The organism is Pseudomonas sp. R11-23-07 (assembly GCF_003852295.1).
Taxonomy (GTDB): Bacteria; Pseudomonadota; Gammaproteobacteria; order Pseudomonadales; family Pseudomonadaceae; genus Aquipseudomonas.
Genome location: NZ_CP027761.1, coordinates 4,968,974 through 4,992,768, shown reverse-complemented (window position 1 = coordinate 4,992,768; position 23,795 = coordinate 4,968,974). Strand labels below are relative to the sequence as shown.

At 54.2% G+C, this 23,795-nt stretch carries 16 protein-coding genes and 3 pseudogenes; 7 read left to right on the top strand and 12 right to left on the bottom strand.

The window, feature by feature from the left end; all coding sequences use genetic code 11:
• Nucleotides 1-95: 95 nt before the first annotated feature.
• From C4J84_RS22840 to C4J84_RS22815, 6 genes and pseudogenes are all read right to left on the bottom strand, one after another.
• On the bottom strand, nucleotides 96-983 hold the full coding sequence (locus tag C4J84_RS22840; protein ID WP_124436158.1) for a polyprenyl synthetase family protein: 888 nt from the start codon (nucleotides 981-983) through the stop codon (nucleotides 96-98).
• Entirely contained in the window at nucleotides 980-1,222 is a 243-nt protein-coding gene (locus tag C4J84_RS22835) for an exodeoxyribonuclease VII small subunit (protein WP_003176346.1), read from the bottom strand. Before C4J84_RS22835 ends, C4J84_RS22840 begins: the two co-directional genes overlap by 4 nt.
• Nucleotides 1,223-1,298: 76 nt before the next feature.
• Nucleotides 1,299-2,438, bottom strand: coding sequence for a Fic family protein (locus C4J84_RS22830; protein WP_124372003.1), 1,140 nt, complete (start codon nucleotides 2,436-2,438; stop codon nucleotides 1,299-1,301).
• Nucleotides 2,439-2,573: 135 nt separating this feature from the next.
• Nucleotides 2,574-2,987 carry a hypothetical protein gene (locus C4J84_RS22825; RefSeq protein WP_124372002.1) on the bottom strand — a complete coding sequence of 138 codons (414 nt, stop codon included), beginning with the start codon at nucleotides 2,985-2,987 and terminating at the stop codon, nucleotides 2,574-2,576.
• Nucleotides 2,944-7,578, bottom strand: coding sequence for an RHS repeat-associated core domain-containing protein (locus C4J84_RS22820; RefSeq protein ID WP_124372001.1), 4,635 nt, complete (start codon nucleotides 7,576-7,578; stop codon nucleotides 2,944-2,946). The genes C4J84_RS22825 and C4J84_RS22820 overlap by 44 nt, the downstream gene beginning before the upstream one ends.
• Nucleotides 7,579-7,806: 228 nt before the next feature.
• A pseudogene (locus tag C4J84_RS22815) lies at nucleotides 7,807-7,938 on the bottom strand (MerR family DNA-binding transcriptional regulator); the annotation flags it as partial.
• Between the two features lie 193 nt (nucleotides 7,939-8,131).
• Here C4J84_RS22815 and C4J84_RS22805 point away from each other — a divergent pair.
• Nucleotides 8,132-9,163: a YhcG family protein gene (locus tag C4J84_RS22805; protein WP_124371999.1), complete on the top strand. Its 1,032-nt coding sequence runs from the start codon at nucleotides 8,132-8,134 to the stop codon at nucleotides 9,161-9,163.
• 61 nt (nucleotides 9,164-9,224) lie between these two features.
• Here the strand turns inward: C4J84_RS22805 and ycaC are convergent, their stop codons facing one another.
• Nucleotides 9,225-9,857 (bottom strand): isochorismate family cysteine hydrolase YcaC, encoded by a 633-nt coding sequence (ycaC, locus tag C4J84_RS22800; RefSeq protein ID WP_057724871.1) that lies wholly within the window; start codon nucleotides 9,855-9,857, stop codon nucleotides 9,225-9,227.
• A 208-nt stretch (nucleotides 9,858-10,065) separates the two neighbouring features.
• On the opposite strand from ycaC, the gene C4J84_RS22795 reads away from it, so the two are divergent.
• The 3 genes from C4J84_RS22795 (at nucleotide 10,066) to C4J84_RS26540 (ending at nucleotide 11,644) form a co-directional block, all read left to right on the top strand.
• On the top strand, nucleotides 10,066-10,830 hold the full coding sequence (locus C4J84_RS22795; RefSeq protein ID WP_124371998.1) for a type IV toxin-antitoxin system AbiEi family antitoxin: 765 nt from the start codon (nucleotides 10,066-10,068) through the stop codon (nucleotides 10,828-10,830).
• A 63-nt stretch (nucleotides 10,831-10,893) separates the two neighbouring features.
• On the top strand, nucleotides 10,894-11,148 hold the full coding sequence (locus tag C4J84_RS26545; RefSeq protein WP_256681365.1) for a nucleotidyl transferase AbiEii/AbiGii toxin family protein: 255 nt from the start codon (nucleotides 10,894-10,896) through the stop codon (nucleotides 11,146-11,148).
• 46 nt (nucleotides 11,149-11,194) lie between these two features.
• On the top strand, nucleotides 11,195-11,644 hold the full coding sequence (locus C4J84_RS26540) for a hypothetical protein (RefSeq protein WP_256681364.1): 450 nt from the start codon (nucleotides 11,195-11,197) through the stop codon (nucleotides 11,642-11,644).
• Here the strand turns inward: C4J84_RS26540 and C4J84_RS26535 are convergent.
• From C4J84_RS26535 to C4J84_RS22770, 4 genes and pseudogenes are all read right to left on the bottom strand, one after another.
• Nucleotides 11,589-11,762, bottom strand: a pseudogene (locus C4J84_RS26535) (hydrolase); the annotation flags it as partial. The gene C4J84_RS26540 and the pseudogene C4J84_RS26535 overlap by 56 nt on opposite strands.
• A gap of 67 nt (nucleotides 11,763-11,829) precedes the next feature.
• Nucleotides 11,830-12,924, bottom strand: a complete 1,095-nt coding sequence (locus C4J84_RS22780; protein WP_124371997.1) for a macro domain-containing protein — start codon at nucleotides 12,922-12,924, stop codon at nucleotides 11,830-11,832.
• The gene (locus C4J84_RS22775) at nucleotides 12,921-13,565 is read right to left on the bottom strand and encodes a DUF4433 domain-containing protein (protein ID WP_124371996.1); all 645 of its coding nucleotides are present in this window, start codon (nucleotides 13,563-13,565) and stop codon (nucleotides 12,921-12,923) included. The genes C4J84_RS22780 and C4J84_RS22775 overlap by 4 nt, the downstream gene beginning before the upstream one ends.
• Entirely contained in the window at nucleotides 13,562-14,134 is a 573-nt protein-coding gene (locus C4J84_RS22770; RefSeq protein WP_124371995.1) for a DarT ssDNA thymidine ADP-ribosyltransferase family protein, read from the bottom strand. The genes C4J84_RS22775 and C4J84_RS22770 overlap by 4 nt, the downstream gene beginning before the upstream one ends.
• A gap of 499 nt (nucleotides 14,135-14,633) precedes the next feature.
• Here C4J84_RS22770 and C4J84_RS22765 point away from each other — a divergent pair.
• The 3 genes and pseudogenes from C4J84_RS22765 (at nucleotide 14,634) to C4J84_RS22755 (ending at nucleotide 18,544) form a co-directional block, all read left to right on the top strand.
• Nucleotides 14,634-14,869: pseudogene (locus C4J84_RS22765) on the top strand (DUF6124 family protein).
• Between the two features lie 215 nt (nucleotides 14,870-15,084).
• On the top strand, nucleotides 15,085-16,188 hold the full coding sequence (locus C4J84_RS22760; RefSeq protein ID WP_124371994.1) for an endonuclease NucS domain-containing protein: 1,104 nt from the start codon (nucleotides 15,085-15,087) through the stop codon (nucleotides 16,186-16,188).
• A gap of 361 nt (nucleotides 16,189-16,549) precedes the next feature.
• The gene (locus C4J84_RS22755) at nucleotides 16,550-18,544 is read left to right on the top strand and encodes an ATP-binding protein (RefSeq protein WP_124436157.1); all 1,995 of its coding nucleotides are present in this window, start codon (nucleotides 16,550-16,552) and stop codon (nucleotides 18,542-18,544) included.
• A gap of 242 nt (nucleotides 18,545-18,786) precedes the next feature.
• On the opposite strand, the gene C4J84_RS22750 is transcribed toward C4J84_RS22755, so the two are convergent.
• Nucleotides 18,787-23,679, bottom strand: coding sequence for a type ISP restriction/modification enzyme (locus C4J84_RS22750; protein WP_124436156.1), 4,893 nt, complete (start codon nucleotides 23,677-23,679; stop codon nucleotides 18,787-18,789).
• Nucleotides 23,680-23,795 lie beyond the last annotated feature (116 nt).

Genomic DNA, 23,795 nt, shown 5'->3' with positions numbered 1-23,795 from the left:
AGGTATAGAAGAGGCGGCAGTTTACCTCAAGCGTTGCAAACTGCCCACGCAGGGGCGCCAACTTGGCCGATATGCGGCGCTGATCGCCACGGTTATCAGTGGCGACGTTCGACGATATACCGCGCCAGGTCACGCAACGGCTCAGCCGCCGCGTCGAAAGGTCGCAGGGCGTCCAGGGCCTGGTCGCGCAGTTCCAGGGCATACGCCTTGGCAGATGCAAGCCCGAGCAGCGCAGGATAGGTGGGCTTGTCCCGGGCGATATCCGCGCCTTGGCGTTTGCCGAGGGTTGCGGTGTCACTTTCCACGTCGAGAATGTCGTCCTGCACCTGGAACGCCAGGCCAACAGCCCGTGAATAGGTGTGCAGCGCCGCCAATTGCGCGGCTTCGGCCCGACCACTGGCCAGGGCACCGAGCTGCACCGCAGCTTCGATCAACGCGCCAGTCTTGTGGCGATGCATGTGTTCCAGGGCTGTTTGATCCAGCTTGAGGCTGACCGAACCCATGTCGATCGCCTGCCCACCGACCATACCGGCCGGGCCTGCCGCCAGGGCCAGGGTGGTGACCATGCGCAGGCGGATCTCGGCATTCACGCGGCTCAAACGCGGATCGAGCAACGCGCTGAACGCCAGGCTCTGCAGGCCATCACCGGCCAGGATCGCATAGGCTTCATCGAAGGCTTTATGGGTGGTCGGCTGGCCGCGACGCAGATCGTCGTCGTCCATCGCCGGCAGATCGTCGTGTACCAGGGAATAGGCGTGAATCAATTCAACCGCACAGGCCGCGCCATTCGCGTCCTCGGCTGGCGCACCCAGCGCTTCACACGCCGCATACGCCAGCAACGGGCGCACGCGCTTGCCACCATTCATCACGCTATAGCGCATGGCGTCGTAAAGGCGCTTCATTTCCGGGCTTGGCGCAACAAACAAGGGCTCCAGCGCCGCATTCACCCGGGCTTGGCTACTGGCCTGATACGCATCGATCATTCGGGTTGTTCCGCATCGAAAGGTTCTTCGGCCAACTCCCCATCACGCTCAAGCAATACCTGCACTTTCTGCTCAGCCTGCGCCAACGCGCTCTGGCAGTCACGGGTCAGGCCGATGCCTTGCTCAAACGCCGTCAACGAGTCTTCCAGCGACAACTCGCCGTTCTCCAGACGCTCGACCAGGGTTTGCAGGTCGGCGAGGGATTGTTCGAAATCGAGTGCAACTTTTTTGCGGGCCATGGCGGCAATTCCGGTAGACGGTAAACCGGCGCGACACTAGCAGACATGGGGGATTGGGGCAAATGAGTGGGGGGTGTCATTCTCCTTGGGTATTGACCTGGTAACGCGTGCTGCGACCGCTTCCGGGGAGACGGATCAGGCAGTTTTTTTCCAGCAAATCAGACAGATGGCGGGTGGCTGTCGCCTTGGACACTTTGGCGACTGCCTGGTACTGCGCGGCGCTGATCCCATGCTCAAAGCCTTTATCACCACCGTCGAGCAGACGATTGAGTACTTTGACCTGCTCGGCAGATAACGCAGCGCCGCGGTGTTGGTCCCAGAACCTGGTCTTGCTCAGCAAACGGTCAATTCGTGCCATCGCTTGTTGCAGGCTGCGCAACAATGTTCTCAGGAACCACTCCAGCCAATCAGTGATATCGAGCGTGGCCTTTTGGCTGGACTCCAATGCGTTGTAATAGCCCATGGGGTCGTCAAGGATACTGGCTGACATCGCATAAAAGCGTATCGCGTGATGGTCGCCCTGGGCCAAGGCCAAGTCAGTGATGGCGCGTGTCAGGCGACCATTACCGTCATCGAGCGGGTGAAGTGTGACAAACCAGAAATGCGCAATGCCAGCGCGTATGAACGGGTCCAGTTCTGGTTGATGGCGGCTCAGTTCGAACCATTCAAGGAAGTCATCCAGCGCCTGCTCCAGCCCCTGGCGTGGCGGCGCCTCAAAGTGCACGGTCGGCCGGTCAAGACGCCCCGATACCACCTGCATAGGCTCATCCCCTCGCAACCCCCCGACCTTTATGCTTCGCGCGGTAAGGCCCGCTTCTGGAATCGGAAACAGCAGATGATGCCAGTGCATGAGACGCGAGTACGTGAACGGCTCGGCAAATTGCTCAGTGGCATCTATCATCAGGTCAGCGAGGCGTTCGCTACGGCGGCTGACCTGACCGTCTTTCGTCGTTTCCAAGCCTAACCGTCGCGCCAGGGAGGACCGCACCGAGCCGACATTCAGTTGCTCACCTTCAATAGCGGAGGAGGCCAGGATGTTTTGCAGCAGCGCGTCCAGTTCGTTCTGCGCGCTGGCTGCCTGACCAGCGGAGCCGAGCATGCCTAGGAGTTTGCCTTGGGAGTGACCGCAGTCGCGCAGCAAAGCAGCCAAGCGTCCGGGCTGCCAGTGGAAATGGGGCCAGTCGATGTGTTGCCAGATCCAGCGTGGTTGATTCATAGGGGGAAGCCTAGGCGTGTGAGTCGAATAAAGGGGGTATTCGGCTCATTTGGTGAGCCGATTGTGCTTGGTATTTGGCTCGTCGTCTAGGCTGCATCGGGCCACCGAGTGCGTTTCCGGAGTGGGCATTTGATATCAACAGAAGCTGACGTCGATTCTGTCGACTTTTAGTTTTATGAAGCGCTCGTTACATTCAGGATGGTCGTAATGAATGTCCTCATCATTTAATGAGACGAAGCTGTGAAATTGTGTGTCGTGTAGGTTCCCGTAGAGTAGGTAGGCGTAGCCGGGACTTATCTTTTCAATCAATGGTGTTCTCGGTTCAACCCTCTCAATCTCGTAATCATCAGATAGATTCATTGTCAGCTCGACGTCATAGATTTTTCCGACTTCTATGTCATGTGGCGAATAGCTGACGAAGCAATTTATGATGGTTCCCTCAATGAGCAGAGTTATGTCTTCCTCTATATGCTCGTTGAGCGCTAACACCTGTGCCTTTATATAGCTATTTTTTGTGTGGTCTAATGGTTTTATCAGAGGGGTCGCCATTTATCATCCTCCAGAAGTCTTTTCCGCTTTTCGTATGCAAAGTCGTAATATGGCCGCTTGTATTTGTTCCTGCAAACGCGAATTTCGCTTGCCCTGTCCTATTTGTTCCCATTAGTAAAACATATCCAGTTGTTGGAGCGTTTCTGTACGAATATTGAACCTGCGTGCCTTCATTTATTACATGTCGGGCGGTGAGTAAGTATTCGTGACTAGAGTCGGCGCCGAATTCAGAACCGTGCTTCTCGTAATGCTCATTGAGTTTTTGCTTGCTGGCAAATGCTGACGGACGTTGTGTTGCAGATGGACTATTAGGTTCGCCTGCATCGACCTGGGCATCACTCGCGGGCTCCTTAGGCTCTTTTTTAGCGTTACATCCTTTTTCCTCCGGGCAATTGCTCAAGCCTAACGGGTCTACCCATCCCGTCGGATTGGGCACGTACTGGTACGCGTTGATCCCACCGGCCAGCTTCACCGGATCAGGTGTCAGGTAACGACCAATATCTGGATTGTAGTAGCGATGGCGGTTGTAGTGCAGGCCGCTTTCCTGGTCGAAGTATTGGCCTTGGAAACGTAGCGGGTTGTCGATTTTGCCTACGTCGAGACGGCTGATTTCGCCGTAGGCGCGGTAGTGGGCGGACCAGACGATTTCGCCTTCGGGCGTGGTGAGTTCTTGCGGTGTGCCGAGGTGGTCGAGTTGGTAGTGGTAGGGCTTGGTTTCTTCTGGGCCGAAGCCTTCCAGCAGTGCTAATGGGCGGAAGCTGTCGGGTTCGTAGAGGTAGCTGCGGTGACATTCCGCATGATGTTCGGCGATCAGCTTGTCGCCTTGCCAGAAGAACTCGGTGGTTTTCCCGTCCACAGTTTTGCTGATGCGCCGACCGAACGGGTCATAACGATAACTGGCGCTTTGGCCGTTTGGCTTGGTAATGCCGATTAGCCGATGCTGGCAGTCGTAGCGGTACTCGGTAACGAGTGAATGACCCTTGCCGCGTCGTTCGCATATCAGGTTGCCGAAGGCGTCATAGTCGTAATGATGATCGCCTTGGATCATCAATCGATTACCCGCGACGATGTCCGGGCCTGGCCTGTCTTGCATGAGCAGGTTGCCCGCCGGGTTGTGGCCGAAGCGTTCCTGGGCGTCTTGCGAGTGATCGGCGCGGGTCAGGCGGTGGAGCGGGTCGTAGCGGTAAAGATGTTCGCCTTTGCGGGTGTCGTGCAGGCGGGTGAGGTTGCCGGTTTTGTCGTAATCGTAGTGGCGTTGGTAGAGGTGGTTTTGCTGTTGCGTGACGGCGTGGGTATGTAGCCGGTTTTGGTCGTCGTAGTGGTAGTGGCTGAGCAGTTGGCCTTGTTGGCGTTGGTGTTCGCGACCGGCTTTGAACAGGTGTGAGGTCAGCAGCGAACCGTTCAGTTCGACGGTGACGAGGTGGCCGCCTTTGTCGTGGTTGAAAGTGAGGCGGTTGTTGTCCGGTAGGCGTAAATGCTGAAGTTGGCCGCAGGCGTCGTAGCCGTAGCGCAGCGTGCCCCAGCCTTGGTGTTCGGCGGATAGGCGGTTTTGGCGGTCGTATTCGTAGGCCAGGAACCAGTGGCCGTCGTCGACGCTGAGGAGGTTGCCTTGGCGGTCGTAGGTGTATTCAACCGTATTGCCGTCGGGCAGGGTTTTTCTTACGAGGCGACCGGCATAGTCGCGCTGGTATTGAGTGACGAGCTGACTGCCGTCGTCGCCGTATTCGGTTTTCTCCAGCAGATTGCCGTTGAGGTCGTAGGCATACGCAGTGCGTTGGCCGTCGAAGCCGGTTTCCTGTTGGATCAGGCCGTTGGGGTGGTAGTCGAGCTGGTAGGTTTCGCCGACTTCGTTTTCGATGGCAGTCAGCAGTAAGCGGGCGTTGTCGTAGCGGTAGTTGACCTGGGTGCCGTCGGCATTGATGCGGCGGCTGATCAGGTGCAGGCCGTCGGCGTATTCGTAGCGGGTGACGTGGCCCAGCTCGTCGCGCTCGGCGATGATTTTTCCGTAGGGGTTGTAGCTGAATTCTCGTGTGGCACCGTCCTGCAATACCAAGCGAGTTAACCGACCCACGGCGTCCCATTGATACTGAGTCAGCGCGCCCTGTTCATCCTCACGCGCAACCTGCCGGCCCAGGTCGTCATAGCGATAGCGCTTGATCCCGCCATTCGGTAGCTGTTCTTCAACAAGCTGTCCGCGTTCGTTCCACACCAACCGATGACAACTGTGATCCGGATACCAAACCCCGGTCAGTTGCCCTTGCTTGTCGTAGCTGTAGTCAGTCGCGTTGCCATCCGGGTCAATCTGGCGAATGACATCGCCCTGTTCATTACGCTCATATTTCCAGACCGCCTCACCACGTCTTACAACCCGTACGAAACCGTTGTCATGCTCGTAGGACGTCGGCTCATCATCCCCAGGAAACAGCGCGACCAAGCGTCCGGCGTCGTCGTATTGATACGCCGTCACCGCACCCAGCGGGTCCTGCTCGGCCGTCAGGCGGCCCTTGTCGTCGTAGGATTTGAAATGTTGAGCGCCGTCGGGATCGATGCGCTGTACCAGCCGCGCTCGCTGGTCATGTACGTAAACTTCCTGGCTGCCGTCGGCGTTGTGCACGGTGACGCGACCGTCGTCACCCCAGGCATACCGCGTGTCCATCTGCGAAAAGCTGGCCCAATGCCTGACACAGCGCGCTGCCTTGCCAGCGCGTTCCCATTCCCAGAAGAAACTCGCCCCACCGGCCAGTTGCCGTTCAAGAATGACGTGCTGCTCGTCGTACCGATAAACCTCGCGTTCACCGACAGCATTGGTCGCTGACACCAGTCGTCCAGCGCCGTCATAGGCGTAGGAAACGACGTTCTGCTCGGTCACCCAAACGAACGGTTCATGCCCCGTGGCGCGATGAACCTGGTAATCCACCGCCACGATGCGGTCGAACTCATAACGCAACAGAAGCGAACGGCCCACGCCGTTGTCCAGCCGCTCAAGCCGTCCCAACCGATCCCGGACAACCAACAACCGGTTGTCATACGCATCGCTGATCGCCGTCAGCACACCGTCGCAAAAGTGGTAGAACCGCGACCCCTGGGCCAGCACCAGTTCATCCGGCAACGACCCCAAGTAAATCGCGGCTTCGGCCAGGCTGTTGGTAATCGCCGGTCGAGCAACCGTCGGCAAGGGCAGGGTGGTCGAGCGATTCTCATGGTCTGTCCACACCACCGAATCGCCTGACACCACAAGCCGCTGTGCCAGCGCATGACTCCAGCCAAACCCCAACCCACAATCCACTTCCACCGCACTGGTGCGATACAAGCGCGTCCACTCAAACGGCAAGATGCCATCCAGCGCGCCATCGGTGAGCGTCAGCAGTTCCTCGCCGGTGACCATCGACACCGGGCAACCGTTCGTAACGGTTTTATCCGCAGAGGCCGCCGCATCACCCTTCGGGTTCGAAGCCACGGCAGGCACATCATCCACATGCTCTTTGTGCCTCAGCACCGCGTTCTGCCGAGCCTTCCAGCGCATCTGCAGGGTGCCCTGTTTCAGCCCACCGACCACCCCTCGAACCGCCACCGCTTTATAGCGATCCACCGCCTGCATAAACTTGGTCAGAATCGCCAACATACTCTGTACGAAGCCAACCGCGGCCTCAACAATCCGAGCGCCATACTTGACCAGCCGCAAGCTTAAATACGCCACACCCGCCGCCGGTAAGGCGATGGTCAGCACCGCGCCAATCACCAGATCAATCAGCAGCGATACTATTAACCCTGCAGCCATTTCCGCGACCTGGCTCGGCGGCAACGCGTCCAGCCATATCATCGCCGTACGTATCAGCAGGTACAGTGCAGCCTCATCGCTGGCGAGCAACATCGCCTGTTCCATGATCTTGGGGGCATCGGTGGCGATTTGCGCCAACTTGGCTGCCTGGGCTCCCAGTTGTTCTACATATTGCAACGGATCTTCAAGGATCGACTGCACCAGCTTTATGCTGTCCCACACATCACGGATCGCCGCCCAACTGCCCGCCAGTACGCCGCTGCCAATTGCACTGGCCGTGGATTGCTGCCAATGCGGCTTGAAGTCTTTCCACTGATCGCGCAGCCATTGCTCCAGGTCTGCTGTCAGCCCGGCATAAGAGTCAAACAAGGCATCCACTTGCTGCGCTGAAACTCCGCCTTGAACCCGAACTTGATAGCGCCCGCCAGCGGCGCAGTAGTGCGAACCCTCGCCGTGTTCATCGAGCATGATCACTGCTGAGCTACCGTCATCCAGGCGGGTCACCTCAACGGGGATGTCGCCAATTGGCACGTCATACAGCGACTCGAACCTGCTCTGGATCTTAAGCACGCCACCCGCAGGGCAAAGAGCCACGGTAGAGGAATCCGCGTCGGTAAGGCTCACCGACTGCTGCGAATCCCCGGCCCGTAACACCCGGTCCATTCCCAGCAACGACGGCATATCCGTGGCATGGCTCACCGAATCCAGTGCCCGGGAATACCAGGCACCCATTTGCTGGCGATAAATCATCAGGCTCTGATGGAAAGTATCCAGCTCATATTCGATCGAGGTGATGTGGGCAGCGTGGGTCATCCATGACGTCTCGGCAGAAGGCAAGGCGTCGGAGTCTGCCCCAGCGAAAGGCAGCTGGATGAGTGGTTTGAAAAATCAGATTGCGCTTACAAAGGGCGGGCAATAGTCGATGGCGACTGATGCCCACGGAGCACTTCAGATTGCGATGCTGCTGATTGACGAATAGTGCCCAATGAGCGCCTTTCAGCAGGACTCAAATGCATTCAACCAGACCCCCATCCGTTGCGATTCGAAACTTTGCGCCGTATAGACGCGATGACCGCCCTGGCGCTGGGGCTCGGGCATCAACCTGATGACCTCATAATGACGAAACGCCTTGATGGTCGTGCCGGACACCTGCGCGGCTTTGCCGATATGCATGAAAAGTTCTTTTTCAGATAGTGCGTCGGCCTATTTCAGCCGGTTGGCCCTCTGCGTCAGTGAAGAGCCCCGCGCGGGCCCGAACAGGAGGACCGTTCCGTAAGGTAAGCAGGACCCTTCCTAGACTATTTAAGAGCTCTTGTGACGGCCCGGCGGCTTGACTAGCCTGCCGAAAACACAAGAGTGAAAAAGTATGAACGAGGCCTCTATCGGTTTAAACGCGCCGCCTGATGGCTACACCGATTGGCTGACAGGCCTCAAGAGCCGTATCCATAACGCACAGCAGCGCGCGTCAATCGCGGTCAATCGTGAATTGGTGATGCTCTACTGGCAGATTGGACGCGAAATTTTGGCCCGTCAGAGCGATCAAGGCTGGGGGAGCAAAGTGATCGACCGCCTTGCGCAGGATCTGCGTGCAGCGTTTCCCGACATTAAGGGTTTTTCGCCGCGCAACCTCAAGTACATGCGTGCTTTTGCCGAGGCGTGGCCGGATTCGGAATTTGTGCAACAGGCTGCTGCACAATTGCCCTGGGGTCACAACATGGTGTTGCTCGAAAAGCTTCCCGGCCCGGAAACACGTCGCTGGTACATCACTCAGGCAGTTAAACACAGCTGGTCGCGGAACACGCTGTTACTGCACATCGAAAATTGCTTGCTGGAGCGCAGTGGCAAGGCAGTCAGCAACTTCGAAAGCCATTTGCCCAAGGCACAATCCGATCTGGCACGAGAATCTCTCAAGGACCCTTATCGCTTTGACTTCCTAAGCCTGGGCCTGGATGCGAAAGAGCGTGATATCGAAAATGCTTTGATCAAACATGTCACTGAGTTCTTATTAGAGTTGGGCGCGGGCTTTGCCTACGTTGGCCGGCAAGTACTGCTGAATGTTGGCGGTGATGAGTTCTTCGTTGACCTGTTGTTTTACCACTTGAAACTGCGCTGCTACGTAGTGATCGAACTCAAGGCGGGTAAATTCAAGCCCGAGCATCTGGGCAAGTTGAGCTTCTATCTCGCGGCTGTAGATGCCGAACTGAAGCACCCACAGGATGGCCCGACCATTGGCCTGTTGCTGTGCAAGGGTAAAAATGAGGTGGTGGCTGAATATGCTCTGCGCGATAACAACCGGCCTATCGGTGTGGCGGAATATCAGTGGGTAGAGTCTTTGTCGGCAGAACTGCAGACCAGTTTGCCCAGCATTGAGCAGATAGAGAGAGAGCTGGCGGGGTAAGCCGGTTCAAACACCGAAAGCCTGCCTTTTCAGGGCAGGCTTATCGTCACACTGGGCTGACTTATTTCTGCTGAGCCGTCAGCGCCGCATACCCATTCATCAAATTGCGATAGTTAGGAATCCGCTGCGACAACAGATTCCCCAGCCCTTCGATATCGTTGCGCCAGTCACGGTGCAACTCACACGCCACCGAAAACCAGTTCATCAATTGCGCACCGGCCTGGGTCATCCGGCTCCATGCCGCCTGCTGCACCGTGGTATTGAACGTGCCCGACGCATCCGTTACCACAAACACCTCAAACCCTTCCGCCAGCGCCGACAAGGTCGGGAACGCCACGCACACATCCGTCACCACGCCGGCGATGATGATCTGCTTGCGCCCGGTGGCCTTGATCGCCTTGACGAAGTCTTCGTTGTCCCAGGCGTTGATCTGGCCTGGGCGAGCGATATACGGCGCGTCCGGGAACATTTCCTTCAACTCCGGCACCAGCGGGCCGTTGGGGCCTTGCTCGAAACTGGTGGTGAGGATGGTCGGTAGGTTGAAGAACTTGGCCAGGTCGGCCAGGGCCAGAACGTTGTTCTTGAACTCGTTGGGGGAGAAGTCCTGCACCAGGGAGATCAGGCCGGTCTGGTGGTCGACCAGCAGGACAATGGCGTCGTCTTTGTTGAGGCGGTTGTAGGTTGGAGTGCTCATGGTTGAATCCTTTTTTGTTTAGGTTGGTTGGGCGTTGTGTTCAACATGGGCACAGATTAATGGTTGGTCTGGGAGTGATAAATCGGCTGTCGCGTGTCTTACCGTCAACAAGAAGGAGACAATCAAAAGGTGGAAAAGAATGACTCCACGTAGCGCTACCATGGTTTAATATTCATTATATAAAGACCCTTATAGGGTGATATTTTAAATGAAAATAAACTATCTTCTAGCAAATTGGCCATCGGGCGTCATCGCCACCCAAGCGTGGCTGCGCGAACAGGGTGTTGGCCCGAATCTTATTCAGAAATATCAGCAAACAGGCTGGGTCGAACGCGTGGGTCACGGTGCCTGGAAACGCAGCGGCGAGAGCATCGACTGGCACGGCGGTGTATTCGCGTTGCAACAGGGCGCAACAGTGCAGGTTTGGCCGGGCGGCGCGACGGCCTTGAGCTTGGCCGGTTACAGCCATTACCTGACGTTTGGAAAAGAGTCTGTAGATCTATTCGGCCTATCAGGGGCCGTTCTTCCCGGTTGGTTTCGCAAGCATGCATGGGAAGCGCAGGTGAACTTCTATCCGGGCGTGCTCTTTACGGAATTGGAAGATATGGCGTTACAAGTTTTCCAAATACCTTACCGCCAATTCGCGCTAAAAATCTCCACCCCGGAACGTGCGGTGCTCGAGCTTATTCACCAAAGCGCCGACGAGATGCTGTTCAGCGGCGTGGCCGATATCCTCAACGGGCTTGCCACACTGAGCCCAAAGCGCCTGCAGACGCTGCTTGAAGCGTGCAACTCCATCCGCGTCAAACGTGTGTTCTTTGTGCTGGCGCGTAATACAGGCCATGCCTGGTACGCGCGAATAGATCGTTCCAGCATCGATCTAGGCAAGGGCAAGCGGCAAATCATCCGGGGCGGTCGACTCGATAACGAGTTCCTTATTACCGTTCCGGAGAGCTTTGCCGATGTCCCTTGATCCACGTTATGCCGCTCAGGTTCGTCTGTTGGTGCAGGTCATTCCTTACGTAGCGGCGCAACGATGTTTTGCACTGAAGGGCGGAACGTTCAGGACCAAATCAAGATTGAAGTTTCGCCGGTGCTACGCGGCACCGTGCATCCACCGACGACGCAAGACGTAGTGCCACGGGTCGAGGATGAATTCGGATTCGCCTCCATGGCAGTGGTGTCCTTGCCCGACCTATACGGCGGCAAAATCTGCGCTGCGCTGGATCGGCAACATCCCCCCGAGACCCGACGTGATGTTGATGCTTCGAGAGGAAGGGCAGGCGCGTGAAATCTTCGTGGGCTTTCTGGTGTAGCTGATCAGCCACAGCCGTCCCATGGCTGAGTTGCTTGCGCCCCGCTGGAAGCCATTGGCGGGCGCGTTTCAGGCTGAATTCGCCGGCATGACGCGAGAGCCCGTCACACTTGGCCAGTTAGAAGCGACCAGAGAGTCGTTGTTGACTGCGATCCGCCAACAACTCAATGAGCAGGATGCTGCCTTCCTGATCTCGATCAAACAGGGAGAGTCTGACTGGAAGACGCTGAACCTGCCGGGAATAGATCGTTTGCCTGCCGTGCAATGGAAACTGCACAACGTCAGGCAGATACCTGCTGCAAAACGGATGGAGGCAGCGGCAAAGCTGGAGACGGTGGTTGAGCGGTTGTTGGCAGGTAGGCATGACGTGAAAAAGCCTGCTTTTTATAGCAGGCTTGTCTTAACGCTGGGTTTGCTTACCTCTGCTGCGCCGTCAGCGCCGCATATCCATTCATCAAATTTCGATAGTTAAGAATGCGCTGGGACAACAGACTCCCCAGGCCTTCGATATCGTTGCGCCAGTCGCGGTGCAACTTACACGCCACCGAGAACCAGTTCATCAACTGCGCACCGGCCTGGGTCATTTTATTTTTATAGGGTTCTAGTTAAGCATCAGAATCTTTCGTACAGGCTATTTACAGCCTGTACTCAAGATCCTCATATATGACAGGAAGCCATTTGATGGCTGAAGCTGCTGGAAGTGAGCCGTTTAAGCGCAATATCAAGTGCTTGATCGTCAAACAGCTTGTTTTTGCGAGCGGCTGCAGCGACACCGCCATCCCATTGTTTCAGTGCCTCACGTAAAGCCGGAACCGTTGGGGCTACATCTTCCTGGGTCAGCAGCCAGTCGACTGTTGCCAATAGCTCCATGCCGAAGGGTGACTCAAAGCCATCAATCAACTCCGCGGTAAGCTCCAAGGCCTGGGAATATTCCTTGGCCTCTGTTCTGAGATAGGTTTGTAGAAAGGCTCTGCGGTCTTGGTCAAACCAGATCACATCACTGTTTTCCGCATCGCTGATTCGCTTATCGCAATGCAGATAACTACCGTCCAGATTGTTAAGCAGGTGTTCCAGCCGGTTGGCATACGGCCCGTACTTATGAGCAACAAATTTAAGATCCAGTGGGTTTTTGAGGCCTGGCCGCTTCTCAATTGCGCGTTCCAGGAACCAAGCCAGTTTCTGAATCTCAAGCAGGCTGCATTCCATGCCTAACACCCAGTAGCGTCGAACCAGTTCCGCAATGAGCGCTCGCGCAGGCGTAAGCTTTTCTACACCGTTGCGTTTGGCGACATTCAGATACTGATTGGATGGCTCAAAAACCAACACATCGACATCCAGATCGCTCAAGACATCCTCAATCTGTTCGCGAACGTCCGGCCATTTCAGACCACCGTTACCGGCCCCTAACGGAGGAACCGCCACCGACTTCACATGGTTTTCAATCAGAAAACGACGGAGGTCGTGCAGGCCTTCGATTATCCATGCCATCTGCGATGGTGATCGCCAGTGACGTTTGGTCGGGAAGTTAACGATCCAGCGAGGACCGTCCAGTTCGTTGACCGCAGTTACGTGCACTTCTCCGGTCTTTACTTCGCCAGCTTTACAGGCAGCAGCGTACAAGCGATAGTTTTCTGCAAAACGCTCCTTGAACATCAGCGCGATGCCCTTGCCCATCACGCCCACGGTATTCACCGTGTTGACGAGGACTTCGGTGTTGGCTTCCAGAAGGTTACCCTGAGTGAATCTGATCATGGAAAATACCATCCCGGACGAGCATGTACAGGCAACGTCAGGCCTCTTGCGGCGACGTCCTGCTCTATGCGTTCTTTCATCGCATCGGTGTAACACATGATGCCAAGGAGTCCTGTAATCGGTAAGTGGTGGTGAATCAGCGCTTCAGCCTGATAACGCTCCATTTTGCGAGGGTCATCGGGGTCACGTTTGAAGTCACGCCGTTGAAGGATAGACCAATCGATCTCGTGGAGATTCTCCAGGTCGCTGTAATAGTCTGTCCAATCCGGGTACGCATGTGCATTTGTGAAGACGAACGGTAGGCCAAGCTCGGCGACGCGGTGGAGGCTGGAGACCAGAATCACGATCTCGTCATTGCTGCGTTGCTGAACGCTCCAGCCGGAATGAATATTTTTCATCATCACAGAGAAGGGTGTGAAATAGAAGGGAACGTAGTCTGACAAAAAGCCTGAAGGAGCAATGGGGACACAGCGCGTGCGGCGTTTATCGATTAAATCAACATTGCCTATGTTCACATATTGCGCAGCCTGCACCTCTGAGCTGGCGCAGTGCAGGCCGTTGTCCAGAATCCAGGGCAGATTGTCGCGATGAACGATTCGCCAGATCAGAGCTTTTTCAGGATTCAGGTTGTTATAAATCATCTAAGAAACATTCCCCGATTCACTCCGATTTGTACATTAACGCCGGCCTCGCGCATTTTAGACCCACAGAGGGTTTCTACTTCAGCATTAGAAACAAAAACCTTGAAGAAATCGTTAGGGGAAACTACGTCGGGCGAAAGGCACTCAGCCATACAGATGCTTTTGCATTGGGGATCGTGGTAGTCCCTGGCATTCATAACCTCCCAATTGATTGTCTCGAAGCCATCGGCATAATCCAGCAACTGAATGGCATCGTTAGCCAATGGGTGGCGGGGAATGACCTTCCATTGCTTTCTAATTGCCACGTTTCGATGCACCGTAATCACAACAAATTGGGTGTCAGGCCTTCTGCGTTGAACGCTTCCATCGAATGGATTTGCGGCAAACCAGTGGAAAGGTACGTACTGATCTAGTGCGAGACCTTGTCGTTTTTTCAGAATGTCGGCATCAGCCACGTCTTCGAATGCCCTGAGCTGAGCTCGCGGTTTTAGCCCGTGCTGAAAAATACCGCTCAGGTTTTCTAGAGAAGTTAGGTGATAGAGAAGTTTTTGTTCCTTGATATCTGGCATATCGGTCTCCTTGACCTACGTATGAGCTGAAGTTGTTCCATCCTGCTCGCCCATCCGTTGGCGGGATGGGGTAGGTGATTCTATTGTGATATCAGTTTGGCTAGCAATGGCCGGGCTTTTTAGGAGGATTGCTAAAAATTATATGAGTCAGCAATTTTCTGACGTTCTCATATTCGTCGCGCCGGCCGGTCCGATCCCTTTCATTTGCAGGACGTTTCCTAGAGAATCCCAACCGCTTGCGCCAGCGAAATTGGGTGACTAGGCTGTCGACCGTCACTGCAATTCAGTGACCGGGTTTAGTCGCCCGGACTTCGCTAGGCGCATGCGCCATCTCAAAGACAGGTGTCTTCTCACCTGCACTTAATGGTGGCTGTGCGCAGGGCACCTTCGGGTGCACCGGTGCCTAGCGACCGGTCGACTAACCTGCGTACAGCCGCCCACCTCTGCTCGTTTAGTCGCGAAAGGACGGTGGTATTTACTTACTGCTAGGAGTTTTGCTATGGATAACGTTTGTTCGCATTCACGTCATCAGAAGTGACCAACCCTTTTACCGTCAATGAAGAACTGAGCTTCGAGGACGCCTGGGTGAAGGTGGCTGAGCTGCTGCATTGTGCGGTGGCCACGTCGCAGGTGCTCGGCGAGCCAATGGCTGCGTCGCAGAGGGCGGTGTTGCATTTGGTGGAGATGGCGAAGATGGTCGCGGATCGGGCGGTGGAGTGTTTGCAGCCGAGGTAATTTGACATTTGCAGTGGGGCAGCAATGTGCTAACTCACTGCCTTACAGGCCCGCCTGCTCTTACAGCGTTCATGTCGCCATCTGGCGTTTTGGCGACATATCAAACCATCCCTTTGTCATTTGGGCAGCGGTCTGCTGCTCATTTTAGCTTGTCGCCAACACGGCGCGCGAGGGTGTTAGAGTCGCTAAAAACCACCTCATCAAGGATGTAGTAATTGCCTATAAAAACGGATGTTTGGACCGTCGGTGTTGCACCGAGCAAGCTCCCTTTGAGCCAATTGGTCAGTGAGCAGTTGCTTGAAAATATGATCCTCAACTCGCCAGGCATTCTCTCCGATGAATGGATGCTGATAGGCAAGCAAGAAAAAACCAGCTCAGGTGGGCGCATTGACCTGCTGGCGATCGATCCCGATGGATACTTGGTCCTGGTTGAACTCAAGCGCGACCGTACCCCTCGGGACGTAGTCGCCCAGACCCTCGATTACGCCGCTTGGGTTCAGGGTTTACAGCCAAATGAGATTGGCGCCATCTATGAGCGGTTCAAGCCTGGGAATACCCTCTATGCTGACTTTTTAGCGCGTTTTGGACGAGTCTTGAACGATGATGAGCTGAACCAAAGCCATCAACTGGTCATTGTCGCAACGGAATTGGACGCGAGCAGTGAGCGGATTGTTGAATACCTCAGCAAACGAGATATTCCGATCAACGTGCTGTGTTTTCAGATTTTCCAAATGGGTGATCAGCAACTACTGAGTCGGTCTTGGTTGCTCGATCCCGTTCAGACCCAAGTGAATGCGGTGTCAGCGAGCGAGGGGCATACCGAGCCCTGGAATGGCGAGTTCTATTGCTCGTTCGGCGACTCGACTTCACGCTCATGGGAAGATGCAAGGGAGTTTGGTTTTATCTCGGGCGGTGGTGGCGCCTGGTATAGCAGGACTCTGCAACTGCTTTCACCGGGGGATCGTGTTTGGGTCAACATTCCGCAACAGGGGTACGTTGGTGTCGGAAGAGTGCGCGGGAAATCCACACCCGCGAACGAATTTACCGTCACTGTAAACGGCGAGGAGCGCCCTGTGCTTGAGGTTGCTAAGCGGGCAAATTATCACGCTGAATTTGTAGATGACCCAGAGCGGTGTGATTACTTTGTGTCGATTGAATGGCTGGATACCGTGCCGGTGAGCCAGGGTGTGCGGGAGACGGGGATGTTTGGGAATCAGAATACGATTTGTCGGCCCAGAACGCAGAAATGGCGGTGGACGATTGAACAGTTGAAGGAGAAGTTTGTTGGTTTTGATAAGGTGGTTGCGAGTATGTTGTAGCGATCCCTGACGGATTGATATTGCGCGTTCAGCAGATATTAAAAAGCCGGCTTGTGGGCGGCGTTATTGTGTTTTAAGTATTTGATTTATATGAATTTTACTTTTTAATCGATCGGCGTCCCCCCATTTGTCCCCCCAGCCCCGCTTTGCGTGATTGGCCTTTGCTCTCTAAAGACAAATAGTCATTTTTAGGGTTTGCAAAGGTTTAGCGTTTGAGGGGCAAAATGCAAGCCTTGGTTGCACAAGGAAAATGACGCACAGTTGCGCCGAAGCTCTGGGGGCGATTCGTAAGAGTGTGTGAGCTATGACGTAGCTTTCCATAGGGCGTTGCGCAGCATCAGGAAGTGAATCGGGGGATTGGATGGCAAAGACACCAAAATCGAGTGGGTCCGGAACTCTATTTGAAGAAGACTACCTTGTCCGAACGCTAGGGCCGATATCGCATGATCCAGAGGTTGCTCTGACTGAATTGGTTGCCAATGCTTGGGATGCCGGCGCATCTTTGGTCAATTTGACCATTCCACATGAGAAGCAGAATTTCCTTGTCGTAGAAGATGACGGTCATGGCATGACCGCGCCACTTTTTAAACGTAGATGGATGACGCTCGGATATGACCGTTTGAGGCATCAAGGGGTCAGCGTGGAGTTTCCGTCAGAGCGAAACGATTGGAGTCGACGGGCATATGGTCGAAATGGTGTTGGTCGCCATGGGCTTCTTTGCTTCGGAGACACTTATTCGGTGAAAACCCTCGTAGGAGGAGATGAAGCCAGTTTTGAGATAGGAGCAGGAGGTGGGAAGGATCCGTTCAGAATCATCAACGAATCCTCCTCTAAAAAAGACGGCCATGGGACGAAGCTTTCGGTCATCGTCGAAAGGCATCTTCCTGATCCTGACAAAATTCGCGAGGTTCTTTCTGCTAGATTTTTGCATGATCCCCGGTTCGAGGTTCGTGTCAATGGACGCTCAGTTTCCCTTCCCGAACATCTAGGCTTGATTGAGCAATCAACCATCGCGGTCGTTGAGGGAGGGGCTATTGACGTGTTTGTTATTGACTCGTCTAGGACGGCCAAGTCTAACCGCTATCAGGGTATCGCCTTTTGGGTCAATAACCGTCTTGTCGGGACCCCTGCATGGATTGTGGGAAACGTTGCAGTCATAGATGGGCGCTCCCGCTTCGCAAGACGCTACGCCATTGTGGTCAGAGCGGATGAAAGCTGGATATCTGAAATAGAGGCTGACTGGACACGGTTCAAACAGACGCCGAAGGCAGCGAAGCTTTTTTCGGCCGTAGTACTCCAGGTCAGAGATGTGTTCGACCGGCTATCAGCGACCTTGGTGGACGAAAACTCTGAGGAGGCTCTGGTACGCAATAGAGAAGACTTCAAGGAGCTTTCAACTCTTGGACGGATTGAAGTGGCCAATTTTGCGCAGACTCTTGCGAAGAGCAATCCCGGCATAGGAAACGACGTACTTTCCGCAGCTGTACAGGCCGTCATCAAGTTAGAGAAATCCAGGAGTGGCATTGCCCTCCTCGAAAAACTTACCAAATTGGACGAGGAGGATATTGAAGGACTTGATCGTCTTCTTGGGCAGTGGACTGTCAGTGATGCATTAGCGGTACTCGATGAGATTGACCGGCGTCTTTCTATACTTTCTGCGATTGACAAGCTAGGAGGCGACTCAGGGGCTGACGAGTTGCATACGCTTCACCCTTTGGTGACACAAGCTCGCTGGTTATTCGGTCCCGAGTTTGATAGTCCGGAATACGCATCCAATGTGAGTCTCAGGAGCGCTGCTGGTAAGATTTTCGGGAAGCGTGGGGGAGAGGGGGCATTTCTCAATCCCAGACAGCGCCCGGATCTCATGACCCTTTCGGACAGCACCCTCTCTATTGTCGGAACTGAGGAATTTGACAGTAGGGAGGATAATTTGACCAAGATTCGAGATGTTCTGATTATCGAGTTGAAAAAGGGGAAGTCCACCATTGGCCGTGACGAGATGAATCAAGCGGACGGCTACGTGCAAGATTTCCTTGGAAGTGGGCTATTGGATGGCACTCCGATATTTAGGGCATTTGTGGTTGGTCACGAAGTTTCCCCGAAAACTTCCACCGAGAAGGAAATAAAGGAGGATGGAGTGTTGCGAGGCCGGGTTGTTGCGACCACTTTCGGCCGATTGACCCGGACTGCCCATCACAGACTTTTTAGACTTAAAGAGCGGATTCCGACTCGTTACGAAGATATCAATGGCGCGGAGCTGGCTGCCAAAGTGATGGGGATAGCAAGTCAGGCGAGGATTGCGCTTCTATCCACAGAATATGGTCAGGTTGAAGAGGGTGCTGATACAAAAGCTTGATTTTGCCTGATGCGAAAGCTCAGAGCGGTTGCACAGTGGTTCATTTCTATGTCGCAGTGCTTCAGATATAGACCACTTTGGCACGATGCTGACGACGTCAGAAAAGTATGTATTTTTTATCGCAGGTGAATATGGGGCGTCCTGCGCGGAACAAAAGAACGGGCTTAGTTGATGTAGATTGTAAAAAAGCTTGCAGGGGCAATCATGCTCTTCTGGTTGCCCCCTAATGGCAGAGCTGGTTATCAAATACCCAATGGTGGCAGCGCTTTAACGATTTTCATTGTTTCCAGGCTGACCGTGATCACGCGCAAAAACAACTCCAGCGGATAACGAGGGTTGTTCATTGTCTCAATTGCCCAGTCGTTAGCATCATTCACGATGCCGCTAGCTTTTTCCACCTTCACGCACTGACGCTCCATAACCCAATCCAAGGCGGGCTTGCCGGTGACTACATACTCGTAAGCTTCTAATGGGATGCCGGTGACGGTGATCCTATCGTTGTAGTGCAGAGTCGTTTTGTCCTTGCCCTTTCCGTATCTCATCTTCTCGACCCGGTAATCGCTGGGCTGGTTGCCGCCGACCACCGTCGCCGGGTAGGGGGTGACTTTTTCGTAGTTGATGTGCAGTTCGGCAAGTGTGCGGCCCGCCTTGGAAAAGCCCCAAAAACCGTCAGCACCTTTCACGCAGGGGATGCGGGGTAATTCCTTAGCCAGATTGTCAGCGTATGTTTCGCGATACTCCGGCGAGTGCAGCAGACCGTAGACGTAATAGAACACATCCTCCTTGCTAATCTGCTCGCCTGGATAGGCCGCGTGGAAATGTGCCAGACCTTCGTCGGTGAGGGCATCGCGGCGCTGGCGTTGAGTTGGGGCTACCGCATCAAAAAGTCCAGCTTGCGAAGATTCTGCCTCGCTGTCGTCGGAGGCATCATCGTAAATATAGAGAGGGAAGCATTGCTCTCCGCCATCCGGGGTGAACGCTGAGACGTGATCGGTCATCAGTGCAATCTGGCCTTCTGACCAACGAGCTTTAACCAAGATCACCCGATTTTTTGCTGTAGCATCAGGGAAGATACGTGGCATCTGGTAAACCATTTCATTGAATCGACGGTTGAAATACTGCCATTGCTTAGTGAAGGGGCGGTACAAGCTTGGGGTAAGGCAATTTTCCTCGAAGGCAAAGCGTCGATCTTTTACTAACTCTTGTTTCAAGGCTCGTGTCCAGCTGATGGACGCCGGGTCAGTATTGATAAAGCCCTCGACCTTAGCTTCACGGCCCTTCTTATCTAGCCCGCCATGTACAGTGTTGAAGCGTTCCACCTCTGACTCATAGAAGCCGATCATGCGTCCCATGTTGTCCGCAACACCGGTTTTGCTGGCGTTATAGCACCAGGCGTCACGGGCTGTAAGCACGCCCTGAGAGAAATTGGCGAATAGCTTGGTGTCGTTACCTTTCTTGTCCCCAAGAACAATGAACTCACTAAAACTGTCGTCGCGCTGCTTCAACCAGTCCCCATGAGCGTCTGGGGTAACGGCGTGCCAGCCTTTCGCTGTCGTAATACCGCCTATGCTGGCAAAGCCGCTTATCTTTTCTAGCTTTTCCTCACGAGTCAGATAATCACCGATGTCGTGAAAGTAAATCTGCCCGTGCTGCTTGGCTTCGGGATTCTTAACCAGCAGGGAAATGGCAATCGGAGCGCGACTGCCCACATCAAATACATTGTCTTTTTCTTTGCGACGTAGCTCGCCGGATGTACGGGCATTACCCCGTAGATGGAACACATAAATGCTGGAGAACTCTTCAGCCAGACACTGGCGAAGACCATCTGCGGTGCTAGCTTCGATAAACCCTGCGTTGGTGACAAAACCAATCACACCGCTGTCGCCAATGCGGTCGCTGGCCCATCGAATGGCTCGGATATAACTATCGTATAAACCTTTGGCCAGTGTCGCTTTTGAGCGTGCCGCATAGGTATTTCGGATGCGACTATCGAGATGTGGGTATGCCACATTATCGTTGTTGTCGTTCTCACTCGCTTGTCCCACTGAATACGGCGGATTGCCGATAATCACGCGGATATCCAACTGCTTCTGCTTCTTGCGTCGTGCGCTGTTCTGCTCCAACAACGCGTCCACCATGTCTTCCTTTTCATACATTTGGAAGGTGTCGGTGAGGCAAATGCCCTCGAAGGGTACATAGTCGCCGCCGACTAGGCTGTGGTACACCGCCTCGATATTAATTGCAGCAATGTAGTAGGCCAGTAATACCAGTTCGTTGGCATGGATCTGGCCCCGGTACTTGTTCCTGATTTGTTCGGGGGTCATCAAGCCAGATTGCAATAGTCGGGTAATGAAGGTTCCGGTGCCGGTGAATGGGTCGATGATGTGGACGCCATCACTTCCCAAGGTCTGCCCGAACTCACTTTTTAGAACGTCATTGACGCTGTGGATGATGAAGTCCACCACTTCGACTGGTGTATAGACAATGCCCAGACGTTCGGTCATGCGCGGAAAGGCGTTACGGAAGAATTTGTCGTATAGCTCGACGACGATCTTCTGCTTGCCTGCGGCGTTGTCGATACCTTCCGCACGCTGCTTAACGCTGGCATAGAATTTCTCAAGCGTGTCGGCTTCCTTATCCAGGTGATGCTCGTTCAACGCATCCAGAATACCTTGCATCGCTTGTGACATGGGGTTGTGCTTGGCGAAGCTATAGTCTTCAAAAAGAGCATCGAAGACCGGTTTGGTGATCAAATGCTGAGCCAGCATTTCGATGATGTCACCATCGCTAATGCTGTCGTTCAGATCATCCCGTAGTTCGTTAGAAAATACTTCAAAGGCAGCTTTCTCTGAGACATGTTCTGGGTTTTCCAGAATGCCTTGGATGCGGTCAATGTGGGTGCGGGCAATCTTTGCGATATCGTTGGCCCAGTCTTCCCAGTGGTGACGGTTCCCGCACTTCTGCACGATCTTGGCGTAGATCGCACGCTCAATATCCCCAACCTCGTAAGTCAAATCCGCCTGTTGGGTCATCTGGCCCTCGACATCGTGCTTGCTCTTGCTGCCAATGCCGTACTGACCTTTACCAGCCTCCTTATTTTTTGTTCCAGAGCTTCGCTTCTGCTTCTTTTCAACCTTATCGGTGATGGCGATGACTTCCATCTTGCGTGTGTCATGACCGATCAGGTCGATCTTGTTCACCATTGCATCGAAGGTGTCATCGTGGGAGCGCAGGGCCTGCAATACCTGCCAAACAACCTTGTAGGTATGGTTATCGTTGAGCGCGTCGTGTGCCTCAACGCCTGCTGGAATCACCACCGGTAGAATCACATAGCCGCGCTTCTTGCCGGGGGCGTTACGCATCACCCGCCCAACTGACTGCACAACATCTACCTGTGAGTTACGCGGAGTTAGGAATAGCACTGCGTCCAGTGCAGGCACATCCACGCCCTCAGATAGGCAGCGAACGTTACTGAGAATTCGGCAGGTATTTTCCGGAGCTTCAGCCTTTAGCCAGGTTAGCTTCTCTTCTTTCTGGCTGGCATTCATGCCACCGTCCACGTGGGCAGCTTCGCAGGTCAGACGGGATGCCTCCTCAACGTTTTCTGACTCTTGGTAAGCCTCAACGACGGACTGGAACATACTGGAGATGTTCTTGGAGCTGACCTTGTGCTTGCTGCCTTTGTAATTAGGTTCAATTACCTGGCAGAAGGCTACGGCGCGTTTCATAGGTTCACTATCGCCTACTAGATCCTCGGCCACGCTTTGCTTGGCGAGGGCCTTCCAGCACCCGATGATTTTGGCCGCATCATCGACCTTTAGCTGGTTGTCTTCGCTGGCCAACATTTTCTGCAAGCTGCGGCTGACATGGCTTTCTTCCACTGCTAGAACCAACACCTTGTAATCAACCAAGAGGCCACGCTGTACTGCCTCGGAGAAGGTGATGACGTGTAACTCCTTACCATAAAGAGTTTCATCATCCATCGAGCACAGTGTTACGTCTTCAGATTCGGCCTTGATCTTGGCGTTGTCGCCATAGATGCGTGGAGTGGCAGTCATGTACAAGCGCTTGGCCGCGCGGAGGTAATCGGCATCATGGATTTTGACAAAATTGCTTTCGTCGTCCTCACCAAAGGTCGCTCCTGTGGTGCGGTGGGCTTCGTCGCAAATTACCAAGTCAAAATCCGCGAGCTCCTTTTCACGCTGCGCACGACTAATCACATCAATTGAGTGATAGGTGGAGAACACCACGCTCATGTGCTCATCGTCATGACGTTTAGCCATTTCCGATGCTAGGCGCAGGGGGTCGGTTGTCGCCGGGTAGCGCAGTTCGTGGGTGAACGTCTGCACCACATCGTCATCTTGCTTGCGTTTCTTACCTACATCACTGTCGGAGCAGACTGCAAAACTATGTAACGGAATTTCACTCTCTTGTGTCCACTCAGTAAGAGTCTGTGAGAGCAATGACAAGCTGGGCACCAGAAAAAGGACGCGCTTGCCACGACCCGCAAGCTGCTCTGCGATTTTCAGGCTGGTGAAGGTTTTTCCAGTACCGCAAGCCATGATCAACTTGCCGCGACTGGCTGTTTCCAAACCGAACTTGGTGGCATTGAGAGCGGTTTGCTGATGGTCACGCAGCTTCTTTTTTTCCTTGAGAACAGGTGTCTTGCTGGGTTGGTACCTCGCCCAGTCGATCTGGCTGTTTTCAAGGTCATTTAGATCAATTTTACTGACCGTCTGATGCTGGTTTTGCAATGCATCGTTGGCGTGTTCACTCCAATTGTTGGTAGTGGCTACGATGATCCGATGGATAAAAGGCTTTTTTCCAGAGGCGGTGAAAAAACTGTCAATATCCTTCTTCTGTACTCGATAGTCTTCAGCGTACAGCTTGCACTGGATTGCGTGGTACTCACCTGTGCCTTGGGTTTTAGCTACCAGGTCGATGCCTGTGTCGCGCTTGTCCAGACCTTGCTCCTGCGCCCAATCTGAGTAAGTCCAAACCTTCTCGTATAGATCACGATAGGACGCTTCATTACGAAGATAAGTGCAGATCAGCTCCTCAAAGTAGGTGCCCTTTTCACGCTCGCTGGCGGAGGCTCTGCGATAGGCATCAAGAAGGACTGATAGAGCAGACATCGAAATTCCTTTGAGTAGTGATGGCACGTCACGGGCGCCAAAATTGCGAGAGTCTATCATCCTGCTCACCGATAGCTGATTGCGAGTTTGGGGCCGAGGGAGCAATACGGTCCGGC